The 12,130-nt window shown below is 40.7% G+C and carries 9 protein-coding genes; 5 read left to right on the top strand and 4 right to left on the bottom strand.

All coding sequences use genetic code 11. The annotated features are described in order from the left end of the window. Nucleotides 1-114: 114 nt before the first annotated feature. Both VB620_RS19220 and VB620_RS19215 read right to left on the bottom strand, forming a co-directional pair. Complete coding sequence (locus VB620_RS19220) at nt 115-558, bottom strand: DUF29 domain-containing protein (RefSeq protein WP_323197757.1); 444 nt, start codon at nt 556-558, stop codon at nt 115-117. Between the two features lie 122 nt (nt 559-680). Next, nucleotides 681-2,906 (bottom strand): amylo-alpha-1,6-glucosidase, encoded by a 2,226-nt coding sequence (locus VB620_RS19215; protein WP_323197756.1) that lies wholly within the window; start codon nt 2,904-2,906, stop codon nt 681-683. An 888-nt stretch (nt 2,907-3,794) separates the two neighbouring features. Here VB620_RS19215 and VB620_RS19210 point away from each other — a divergent pair. The 5 genes from VB620_RS19210 to VB620_RS19190 all read left to right on the top strand — a co-directional run bounded on the left by VB620_RS19210 (nt 3,795) and on the right by VB620_RS19190 (nt 8,987). Next, the gene (locus VB620_RS19210) at nt 3,795-5,822 is read left to right on the top strand and encodes a DICT sensory domain-containing protein (protein WP_323197755.1); all 2,028 of its coding nucleotides are present in this window, start codon (nt 3,795-3,797) and stop codon (nt 5,820-5,822) included. Between the two features lie 170 nt (nt 5,823-5,992). Further along, the gene (locus VB620_RS19205; protein WP_323197754.1) at nt 5,993-6,412 is read left to right on the top strand and encodes a photosystem I reaction center subunit II PsaD; all 420 of its coding nucleotides are present in this window, start codon (nt 5,993-5,995) and stop codon (nt 6,410-6,412) included. Between the two features lie 186 nt (nt 6,413-6,598). After that, nucleotides 6,599-8,113 (top strand): anthranilate synthase component I, encoded by a 1,515-nt coding sequence (trpE, locus tag VB620_RS19200; protein WP_323197753.1) that lies wholly within the window; start codon nt 6,599-6,601, stop codon nt 8,111-8,113. 140 nt (nt 8,114-8,253) lie between these two features. Further along, a complete protein-coding gene (locus VB620_RS19195) occupies nt 8,254-8,499 on the top strand; it encodes a UPF0175 family protein (protein ID WP_323197752.1) in 246 nt (81 codons plus the stop codon). Further along, nucleotides 8,496-8,987 (top strand): DUF3368 domain-containing protein, encoded by a 492-nt coding sequence (locus VB620_RS19190; RefSeq protein WP_323197751.1) that lies wholly within the window; start codon nt 8,496-8,498, stop codon nt 8,985-8,987. Before VB620_RS19195 ends, VB620_RS19190 begins: the two co-directional genes overlap by 4 nt. A gap of 63 nt (nt 8,988-9,050) precedes the next feature. On the opposite strand, the gene VB620_RS19185 is transcribed toward VB620_RS19190, so the two are convergent. Further along, nucleotides 9,051-11,273 (bottom strand): Piwi domain-containing protein, encoded by a 2,223-nt coding sequence (locus VB620_RS19185; RefSeq protein ID WP_323197750.1) that lies wholly within the window; start codon nt 11,271-11,273, stop codon nt 9,051-9,053. Further along, nucleotides 11,270-12,085 (bottom strand): PD-(D/E)XK nuclease family protein, encoded by an 816-nt coding sequence (locus VB620_RS19180; protein WP_323197749.1) that lies wholly within the window; start codon nt 12,083-12,085, stop codon nt 11,270-11,272. The genes VB620_RS19185 and VB620_RS19180 overlap by 4 nt, the downstream gene beginning before the upstream one ends. Nucleotides 12,086-12,130: the final 45 nt, after the last annotated feature.

Here is a 12,130-nt window from a genome sequence, read left to right as displayed (position 1 = left end):
TTGTGCATGGCTCAGATTACTGGGGTATGCTTTACTCATGTTACTCTCTCGGTGCTGTTTATTATCTATTCACAGCGTATACTGAGAGAGCTTTTTTACAACCTGAGCGACTTTTCAAACAACCTCTAAGGAACCAATGGGAATCACGGGAAATATATCGATAATTAGTTGAGTGCGATCGCTTGCTTCTTTTCTGGCTTCTTGATAACATTCATCAAATATTTCTAAAATATAAGGTTTTAAACTAGGACTATCTTTAAGTTCATCTTTTATCTGTCTGCGAAAAGTCCTGATTTCTCCTTTCCAATGTCCTTGATTACGTTCTCTTTCCCCATCCCAACACTTGAGTTTTAGTAGATGTTCCAGAAGCTTAATCAATAAACTCTTAATTATGCGCTTCTCACGTCTACCCATATCTTCTAACTCTTCCAACAAATTATCCAAATCAACCGCAGAAAACTGTCCCGTGCGAATTTGGTTGATAGTTGTCCTCAGCCACAGATAATAATCTTGGTCATATAAAGTTTGAGTTGCTGGTTGTATTATTGGTGTCACCATAAACTAGCTCTACTCCTAACTCTTCTTAAGAAACTCTCAATCCTGACTCTCTGCGCCTCTGCGCCTCTGCGTGAGATAATCAAGATAGGGGTCTATAACTAAACCCCTATAAAACCCCCTGTTTAAGCTTCAATAACCACCCGGAGATTACCCCGTTTTTTCACCACACGACAAGCGGTAGTACTACCAGAACGCTCGAACTCCAAATCCAGGATAGTAGCGCCAACCTTTAAATTATGTAATGACAGACGATTAATTGATTCTGGTAAAGTCGGATCAATAATTCGTAAGCAATTATTTTGCGCGTCGGGAACTAAATTAACTACCATTTGCAGCAGTTGAAATATAGTACCAGTCGCCCAAGCTTGAGGACTACAAGCCACGGGATACTGTACGGGTTTATAGTCTCCATTCCGTTCGTAACCGCAGAAAAGTTCTGGGGGACGTTGATATGGTTGCTGGCTGGTCATATCAAACAAACCTTGAAATACTTCTAAAGCTTGATCAATCAGACCGAGCGATCGCAATCCCATAGCAATGAGAGAATTATCATGAGGCCAAACTGAACCAATGTGATAACCCATAGGGTTATAAGCTGGCGACAAACTGCTGAGAGTCCGAATACCCCAGCCATTAAACATATCTGGCGCTCTTAATCTTTCCGCTACACTGTAGGCTTTTTCTGGCGTAAAAATCCCTAGATTCAGACAATGACCAGGATTAGACGTAATACTTTCCACTGGTTGACCATCACCATCTAAAGCCAAAGCGCAGAAATCTAAGTCTTTTAGCCAAAAATCTTGATTAAAACGAACCTGAAGATGTCTAGCCTCATCCAACCACCGTTCTGCTAAATCTAGGCGCTTTTTCATCTTAGCGACTTCTGCTAATTTAATTTTGGCTGCATAAACGTAAGCTTGAACTTCACTTAACGCAATGGGGCCATTAGCTAACTCACCCTTATGATTGACAATACAATCACCAGAATCTTTCCATCCTTGGTTAGCTAAACCCCGCTTAGATTTACGGTAGTAGGTCAAATAGCCACTTTGTTGGAGATGACGGTCAATCCATTCCATCGCTGCGAGAGCATTAGGCCAAAGTTGCTCAAGGGTTTCTTGATCGTTAGTCCAAGAATAATATTCAGCATACAACATCAACCAGAGAGGAGTGGCATCAACCGTTCCGTAGTAGGGAGTATGGGGAATTTCTTGACAACGAGCCATTTCTCCAAATCGTAACTCGTGTAAAATTTTCCCTGGTTCTTCTTCCCGCCAATCATCTTCTATTTTGCCTTGATATGAAGCCAGGATCATCAAGGTTTCTTTGGCAATTTGGGGATTTAACATCAGAGTTTGGGAAGCTGTAATCAGAGAATCCCGCCCAAATAAGGCGGAAAACCAAGGTACACCAGCCGAAACAGTCTTATATTTCCCAAAAGACTGGCGCAACAAATACATATCCTGTTCAGCTCGCTCAATTACACGATTAAAGATGCTTTTATCTGATCTAATCTGTGTAATTTGTTGTGTCCATTCTTGCTCTTCCATCACCTCGGCTGCTTTGGCTTGTACTAGTGTGAAAGCAGCGCTGACTGTGGAACTTGGCTGATTATTGATCAACATATTGACTCTGTAACCCAGCTTTTGGGTTTCGTGGGAAGCTAAATTTAACCGCCAAATAGCTGTGTAACCCTGAAAGTAGTCTGGTTGAAGATACTGAAATTGAATACAAGATTCCATCACTAAACCATCTAAACCTTGATAGGCTAGGTTTAAAGATTCTGTTGATGTTGGTTGTACTGAGCGTAAGATTTTACCCCGTTGTTCTCTCTCTGTACCGCGAACTTCAAATAAATCGACAAAATCTGCATCAAAGCTGATACTCAATTCAAAGCTGATGTTTGTGGTGCTGTAATTAGATATTTCAATTTCTTCAAATAGCGCCCCATTTAGGACAATTTCTCGGCGAATACCGACTGTTTCAGCTTTGAGGTGTTGGTCAATATTGGGGTTAGTACATAATACAGAAACGCAAAAGCCTTTTTCAGCTGTACTGCTCAAGAGAATAGGCGATCGCCCGGCAATTTGCAACTCTAAACGATTGAGAAATCTGGTATCAGCACAAAATAATCCCACATTAGGATTACCATCTTCAAGGGAACAGCTAGTAATGTTTCCGATTGTATCTGTCACCAAAAATAAATCATCATCTTTCACCGTCAGAGTTGGTTGTGGTCTTTCGCTGACAACACAAGGCCATTCTGGTAGAGGTAATTGTTCTGCGGGAGTGAAAGTTTTGCCATCTAAGGAAATTGTTTTTAGGGTCTGTAGTTTATCCGGTGTCATCAGCCAAAGTTCCTTTTTTGAGGTATGTGTGTATGAAAGCAACAGGGGAAAACCTTTCTCTCTGAAGGTTTACAGTTTTGACACCCCTGTGAAGATTTGCATATTTTTGGGTAAGAAGTAGACAGAAAATTAATCATAAATCTTTACCAGAGTATATTTTCTATATTTATAGTCAAGGCTGAAAAAACGTGATTTTCAGCTAATTAATCTCCCCCTTAACGTTTTCAATTCTCATGGAAACAGAATACTTAGCCAAGATGCTAAAGTTACCTCTGCTGAAAGGTGTATTTTATCGATAATTAAGTATTCTTAGGCATGAAAAATACTTTTTAGAAGTTGCAACAATAGAATATTAATTATATATAAATAAATTCAAAATATGGGGATTAAGATTATCTGGATAAATTAACCAAAAATGCTGAAATTTTTAATTCAATATTTTAGATGGCATAGCTATTTAAATATGGAGTTTAAATTGATTTAACGGGTAATTAATGTCAAGTTTAACTCCCAGGTTCGCCATTGAGGGTGAAATTTATATGCATAAATTGCAGATCAAGGTGATATCATGGCTGTTTATTGAATGCATCTTGAGCATAGTCGGCTATGGTTTTAAACCTCAGAATGCCAGTCAAGGTCGCAAAAAAACTTACAATAAGTATTCAAGACAAATGTAAGAAAAATGCCTATGTGGGAGGTTACGACCAATAAATATAGTATTTTTGTTGGTGTGGTCTTGGATGCCAACGCTGTAACTTGTGAAAAGTGTTGTTCAAGATTCTTTACATATTCTAACTGTCTGCTGCAATTGAGAGTCTGTGGTAATTTGTACAATGCAGCTATGAACTGAATCTTTTTTTCTGATTGGGCTTTTCTTTAACGATATTCATGAGCATCTCGTCTTCCGTGCTGAGTGATCTGCTACAGTCGATACCCTACCTGCGACCCCAGCTATACTTCAAGGCTTCACTAACAGCCCTCTCCCATGCGATGGAAGATCAGGTTTTGGCTGCAACTTTAGAGCAGCCTTTGATAATTGCTAGCTTCCAACGAGAGCGATACTATCGCCAAGAAGCTCACCGCTATCAGCGTTTAGCTCTGCGTAGTAATCAAATATACGTTTTATCTGCACCGGAAACGGAATTTGTCAACAGTTCAAAATATTATGAAAAGGTAGCCTTTGACCCGGAAGATGCCTTAAGTCAAGAATGGCATTTGGTGGTAATTGCAGATAATTATGCGACTTGCTTAGTATGTCGAGAGTCCCTGGGTTCTATTACTAAAAACCAGCAGCTACCAGAGTTCACCCCTGGTTTAGATATGGATACGGCTCGGAGGTTTGAGGGGATTTGGACATCAGAAAGGAGCGTTAGCCTGAAAGCAGCTGATTTGCTATTAGAGCGAACTTTGGTTTACAGACCGGATTTGGCAGAAAAAATTCAAGGGGCGCGTCAGAGATTTGGAATCGGGGAAATTAGGAAGGATTTGCCAGCAGCACAAATTGCTGAATTTGCTTGTGATATTGATACTGACCCCTTTGTGCAGCGCTTGGTAACTTATCTGCAAGCTAGTCAGTATAAGTTGCATAAGGCCTATCGTTCAATCACTGCCCAGGCACGAAAAGAACGTTTAGTTAATTCTATTAGTACGGCAATTCGGCGATCGCTTGACCCCCATGAAGTACTACAGGTGGCGGCACAAGAACTAGGAGAACACTTAGGGGCTAGTCGTTGTTTAATTTACCGCGCCCAAGGGACAGATAAGCAGGCCGATATTAAACATGAGTTTTTGGTTCCTGATGTTTTACCGATTTGTGGTCAAACTTGGCAGTTAGGCGAAAATCCTTTATTTCAAGAAGTAGTCGAAAAGAGCGAGGGGGTTTGTGTCGCTGATACCCTGAGTGATACCCGTGTGACAAATTCCGCTAAATTAACCTCAATTGCCCAAAAATTTGCCATTCGTTCTTGGTTAATGGAACCAGTATTATTTCAAGGACGGTTGTTAGGCATTGTAGAATTACATGATTGCAGTCTTCCCCCACATCAGTGGCAAGGGGGAGAGGTAGACTTAGTAAAGGCGATCGCCACTCAAATCGGTGCAGCTTTAATCCAAGCCGAAGCTTATGCCAACTTGGAAGAACTGAATCAGCAATTAGAAGCCCTAGACCGCACCCGCAGTAATTTAATCGCCATTACCGGACACGAACTCCGCACCCCCCTATCCACAATTCAGGTATGTCTAGAAAGTCTGGCCACTGAACCGGATATGCCTTTAGAATTGCAGCAGGTAATGTTGAGTACTGCACTTGCGGACTCAGAGCGAATGCGTAAACTCGTACAAGATTTCCTCACCCTTTCCAACCTAGAAAGCGGCCGGGTAGAATGGCATCCGGAATCCCTCACCTTGCAAGAGTGCTTAGATTTAGCCCTCAGCCGACTTCGCACCCGTTCGGCAATGGAGAAACCTCCCCAGATTAAAACTGAGATTACTGAAAATCTGCCTTTAGTGAGAGCTGACGGTGATTGGCTGGTAGAGGTGATCGCCAAACTGATGGATAACGCTTGTAAATTTACACCGCCTGAAGGCACAATCACCATTACAGCCATCCAAAATAAAAATCAAATGGTGCAGGTGACAGTAGCTGATACCGGACGGGGAATCGAACCGAAACGACTGGAAATTGTCTTTGACCGTTTCTATCAAGAAGAAGGAGCGCTCAGACGGACTACTGGTGGGACTGGTTTGGGTCTGGCAATTAGTCGCCAAATTGTCAATAGCTGGGGTGGAGAAATTTGGGCCGAATCCAATGGTAAAGACCAAGGTAGCCAGTTTCATTTCACTATCCCCATCGCTCAGATAAGCGAAGAGGAGAAGAAGCAGGGGGGCAGGGTGCAGGGTGCAGGGAGAAAGAGGTAGGGGAGCAGGGAGCAGGGAGCAGGGGGGAAGAAGATTTTTCCTCCTAGTCCCCAATCACCAATCCCCAGTCCCAAATCACCAAAAACTGTTACAGTCTATGACGCGATCGCCATAAGATCAGGTTGGCAGTGTTACGATGCCCTAAAAACGTTGAGAGAGATAATACCTTTATGGCTGAAAAACTTTCTGGACAAACACCTCTGTTTGGTGGTAGCACAGGCGGCTTGCTAACCAAAGCGAAAGAAGAAGAAAAGTATGCGATTACTTGGACTAGCCCCAAAGAGCAAGTTTTTGAAATCCCTACAGGTGGCGCAGCCACTATGCTTAAAGGCGAAAACCTGTTATACATAGCCCGCAAGGAATATGGTATCGCCTTGGGCGCTCAACTGCGGAAGTTCAAAATCACAGACTACAAAATTTACCGGATTTTACCTTCTGGAGAAACCACTTGCATTCATCCAGCTGATGGTGTCTTCCCAGAAAAAGTCAATGCAGGACGCGAAAAAGTCCGTCATGTACCTCGCAGCATTGGGGAAAATCCCAGTCCCGCCAAACTCAAGTTCAGTGGTAAAGCTACCCACGACGCTTAAAAACTAGGTATTGGGGACTGAGTATGTTGCGGTGGGTGACGACGGAAACAAAGGTTGATCTAAAAAATCATTGATCGCCGTCTAACCCACCCTACTGACTGGGGACTGGGAAAGAGTCTTCTGGATACCTAAGACTCAATCCCTAATCCCTACCTCATCCCCGATTCTCATTCCCGAAATTCATCTATGATATTCCCCAATTTCTCTGATTTTTCTCAGCTAGCTAAACAAGGTAATTTTGTCCCGGTGTATCAAGAATGGGTAGCAGACCTAGATACGCCTGTCTCGGCTTGGTATAAAGTTTGTGCTGGTCAGCCTTATAGTTTTTTGCTGGAATCAGTGGAAGGCGGGGAAAACATCGGACGATATAGCTTACTGGGTTGCAACCCCCTGTGGATTTTGTCCGCCAGGGGTGAAACTACCACTCAAACACATCGAGATGGTTCCCAGGTTGTGTTTACAGGAGACCCGTTTACAGCTTTGGCGGAATGTCTGGAATCTTTTAAACCAGTCACCTTACCCCAACTACCGCCAGGAATTGGCGGGTTATTTGGCTTTTGGGGCTATGAATTAATTCGCTGGATTGAGCCACGTGTGCCAATTCATCCACCAGATCAGCGTAATATCCCGGATGGATTATGGATGCAGGTAGACCACCTGTTGATTTTTGACCAAGTAAAACGGAAAATTTGGGCGATCGCCTACGCAGATTTACGTAACCCGGATGTAGATTTACAACAGGCTTATGCACAAGCGTGCGATCACGTCACCCAGATGCTGTGTAAATTATCTCTCCCAGTTTCGCCACAAAAAACCATTTTAGAATGGACTCCCCCAGGAACGCAGAATATCGGGGGACTAGAAGAATATACCAGCAACTTCACCCGCCCAGAATTTTGCGCCAGTGTCGAAAAAGCCAAAGAATACATCAAAGCTGGCGATATTTTCCAAGTAGTAATTTCTCAACAATTATCCACAGAATACACAGGCGACCCCTTTGCGCTTTATCGTTCCCTGCGCCAGATAAATCCTTCACCTTACATGGCTTTCTTTAACTTCCAAGATTGGCAAATTATCGGTTCCAGTCCCGAAGTCATGGTCAAAGCCGAACGGGATAGCAATGGTGGGGTATTAGCCACAGTCCGCCCCATTGCGGGAACACGTCCACGGGGTAAAACTACCAAAGAGGATGAAGCCTTTGCAGAGGATTTACTCCAAGACCCCAAAGAAACTGCTGAACACGTGATGTTGGTTGATTTAGGGCGGAATGATTTGGGGCGGGTTTGTGAAAGTGGTAGTGTCAAAGTTGATGAATTAATGATAGTTGAGCGTTATTCCCATGTGATGCACATTGTGAGTAATGTGGTGGGTAAGTTAGCACCAAATAAAACGGCTTGGGATTTACTCAAGGCTTGTTTCCCTGCGGGGACTGTGAGTGGTGCGCCTAAAATTCGGGCGATGGAAATTATCAATGAGTTGGAACCGAGTCGCCGGGGTGTTTATTCTGGTGTCTATGGTTATTATGATTTTGAGGGACAATTGAATAGTGCGATCGCAATTCGCACAATGGTATTGCAAAATAATACTGTAACTGTCCAAGCTGGTGCAGGTTTGGTGGCTGATTCTGAACCGGAAAAGGAATATGAGGAGACTTTGAATAAGGCGCGAGGATTATTGATAGCCATTCGTTGTTTACAATGAATCGGAAGATTTGTTTCACGCAGAGGCGCAGAGGCGCAGAGAGTAAAAGAAGAGAATAATTCGTTGTTTGCAGTGAAACACTTCGCCTTTATAGCCTTGATGTATGCTGAATTTAGAGGCGTTAATTAGGCAATGAAACTATGAGCATTGTGATTTCAGACGATATATTGCAGACAATCCAAATGTCTGACACTGAATTGCTGAAAGAAATTGCAGTTATGCTTTTTCAACAAGAGCGTTTTACCTTGGGACAGGCGAGTAATTTTGCGCGGATGAATCAACTGCAATTTCAGCGATTACTTGCTAATCGTCAAATTCCTCTCCACTATGATATAGCCGAACTTAGGGAGGACGTGAAGAGTTTGGAAGCCAATAATTGGCGATGATTATTGTTTGTAACACTTTACCAATTAGTAACCTAGCTGCTATTAAGCAGTTAGCTTTGTTGCAGCAACTCTATGGCAAAATTATTATTCCACCAAGGGTTTATCAAGAAATTCTCGATTCTGGTTTCACCGACCCTGGTACACTTGCGGTTCAATCTGTAGATTGGATTCACATTTTACCTGTGACAAATTTGGATTTGCTTCAGTCTCTAAAACTCAACTTAGATCCAGGTGAAGCTGAAGCTATCGCCCTTGCTGTCGAGTTAAAAGCTGATAGACTGATTATTGATGAACGAAGAGGCAGAAATGAGGCAGTTAAAATTGGTTTGCGAGTGACTGGATTATTAGGCATTTTGCTGGCTGCTAAACAACAAGGGTTTGTGCTAGAAGTACGACCGATATTAAATGATTTGATTACCAATGGCTTCTGGATTCGTGAAAAGTTGTATATTGAAGTCTTATTGTTAGCAGGAGAATCAGGAATATGAGGAGACTTTGAACAAGGCTAGATGCTTACGCGGTGAAGGTTCAATTAAACATTGGAATTACTCCTATAGCCAAAACTGCTTCTCACCTTCTAATAAACTAGGGCGAATACCTTGCAAACGCAGATAAGCCATACGGTCAGAACCATATAATGGCATAGGTAAACGAGGCTCTTTCAAGGCTCCATGATGTAATAGGATGAGTTTTAGAGTTGTTTCTAAAACACTTTCAATGGAAACTTGGTGTCCTTTTTCATGAATCGTTAAGCGTATGGGACGAGCTAAACCTATATCATCAGGCACTTTAGTTGTTACTAAAACTGCTTCCCTAGATGATAACCGCAGTGCTAATCCTTGTGGAGGTGCTATAACTTTTTTCTCGATTTCAGTTTTCATCAAATTATAGAGTCGGGGTACACCAGATTTTCTACACTCTACTAAGATAAATTCAGAGTTAATCGCTTTAGCTCGATCTACTAAATAATCGGCTTCTTTACCCACAAAAGAACCATCACGGTAAATTAAAACCTTTTTATTCTCCAGTTCAGCAGCAGGTAATAATCTTTCTAATAGTTTTGGTGGTATTGCTTCACCATCAATAAGATCATCTTCTAGTCGATAATGAACAAACTCTCCTTGTTTCCCATAAAGACGGATACTAGCACACGCATTTCTTGTTCCTGCTTGCCTCTTTTTTGAAATCCTGGAAATATCCAAGCCTACAAAATAATCTGCAATTTCCAGAGGTTCAGCCAAAATAAAAGGTAAATTTCCTAATTTGGCTAGAATACCTGGAACTACCTGATTCAAAATATATTGATATTTTGATGGACTAGCCAATGTATCTTCGTAAATCATCTGACTAGCAATTTGACGACGAAGTAATAAAGAGTATATTTGATGATAGAAACTTCCCTCATCTGTATAATCACTATGACGGTCACTCTTAGGTAAAAAACCTAAAACAATGTCATGGGGAATTTCCACTAATTCATTGACAGCTTTTTCAACTTTTGCTCTGGCTTCAGTTTTGGTTAATTCATTTAAAATTAAATGGTTTTTAGTAATAACTTCACTTTGAAAGCCATAGAGTTTTAGACGTTCCTGAAGTAGTTTTATAAAAGGATCTACCTTGCAATCACAAAGCTTTAGGGCTGCAATCTTAATTACTTTTGATTTATCTTCGTAATCAGCATGACGACGATAAACGCCACCTTGTTGTAATCCATTTAAAATTTTCCCTCTTTTACCTATAAATCCATTACCAAATAATAATTTAGTTTCGGTAAGGGGTTCTTTACTTTTCCAAAATAAGCTTGAATATTCAATACTATTAAGACTACGCTCTAGTTTAATTCCATAAGCCTTTAAAGCATTTTCTGCTAATTGTTTATACGCAAGTATAATATTTGTTCGATCTTTATGAGGAATTTTAGTAGCTTTGAGTATTTTGCCGTAATCAACATCAAATTGATTTGCGGTTTCCGATGTCACGCATGGACGTAAAGCCGCCATAGGATAGTGAAATTGCTTTGTATCTTTCCCAAATTGCACACTAACGACAGGCTGCTCATCAGGTGCATCTCTTAATGCTTGTTTACTGATTGAACCCGTAGCTTTTTCTAAAAGTTTATCTCTATATTCTGCTACAGTTCCTATAATCCCAACAATTGTTCCTGTACTACCTCTTTCAATTTCTTGAACTTTCAAACCAAATAACAGTTGTTCTGGTTTTTGTTTTAAAGAACTTTTTTCATAAAATTCTGCTAGATTATCTCGACAAATTATACTGCTGGAAACAGTAAAGGTGATAGCTGGAATTGAATTTCCATCTAATTCAATAGTTTCTGTCCAATAATCTGGCTTTCGTTTAACTATAACGCCATTGTCAGAGTATACTGCTGGATATTCAAATTTAGTTTTATTGAGTACCTGAATCGCTAAGAGAGATACAATAAGAGGTGTAGTTTGTGGCTGACGTACTGATTGAAAACCAAATAGACATTCACGAAAATCTTCTACTTCCTTTTGAATATTACTTAATACTTGTTGTAATTCTTCTTTGCTTGGTAATTGTCTATTATGTGCAGCTAACACCCAAAAATAGGGTTTTTGCCAGATGATCACAGTTCCTGGTAATTTTCGACTAAAATGATAGCTCAATCGGTTGCCATCTTTCTTGTCAATTTCAGGTGTTAGTCGAAAACACATTAACTGGAGTTCAGTAGTTTTTATTGGTAAAACTTCTGAAAAATCATAGATTTCCGTAGACATAGCAAGAACATTCATGCAGCAACCTCAACTGGTGAAAACTGACAAATTGAAGCGAATTGGCAATTACGGCAAGTATTACCTGGATTTGGCGGAAATATATCGGCGAATTGAGATGGATTTTGTTTGTAAAAAGATAATTCTTTGTTATGTGCTTTTGCTATTTGTGCTAACTTATCCTGAATTGCCTTAAGTTGACTATCTGTAGCAGTTATTAACTCAGAGCAATTACCAGTTTCTAAGTTATAAAATGACGCAACTGCTTTTCGTTGAGGATAGAGATAACTAGCAGCTAATAAGTAAACAAATGCTTGCCGTCTATCAAAATTAGATGTGCCTGTTTTGAAATCTAAAATGTGTATCCTATCATCTGATTCCACACAAATGCAGTCAATAGCGGCAAACAAATTGTAATAATAATTACCTTGTTTAATCAAAATCGGCTCTGGAATCCCTTCATCCCCACTACTCAGTGTAATTAAAGTTTTGTTAAGCAGAATTGGATTTTCTTGGTATTTTTTCAGAATTTGAATAACTCTTTGCTGCACTTCTAAAGGTTTTTGGTTTAATTCCAGCTTCTCTGCTACTTCTTTAAAACCATTTGATTGAGATAACAATTTGATATCCTGATGAAATTCATAAATTCCCCTCTGTGCTAGCAACCCAATATCTTGAGGCATGGTGTTTTTCTGCAAAAGTGCTTTTACCAATAGCTCTTTTTTTCTAGCTCTGGCAAAACCTCGCTTCATGTCACAGTGCCAATGTTCTTGACCAACAGGCGATTCAAACTGTGTCCAAATATTAAAACTTACATACGGTCGCCACACCATTATTTATGCCCTTTTGATCAGTATTGATTTTTTCGTCAACACCAC

The sequence above is a fragment of the Nodularia harveyana UHCC-0300 genome (genome assembly GCF_034931085.1).
GTDB classification, from domain to species: domain Bacteria; phylum Cyanobacteriota; class Cyanobacteriia; order Cyanobacteriales; family Nostocaceae; genus Nodularia; species Nodularia harveyana.
Note: the sequence above shows the minus strand (reverse complement) of the source record. Positions and strands in the feature narration are given on the sequence as shown.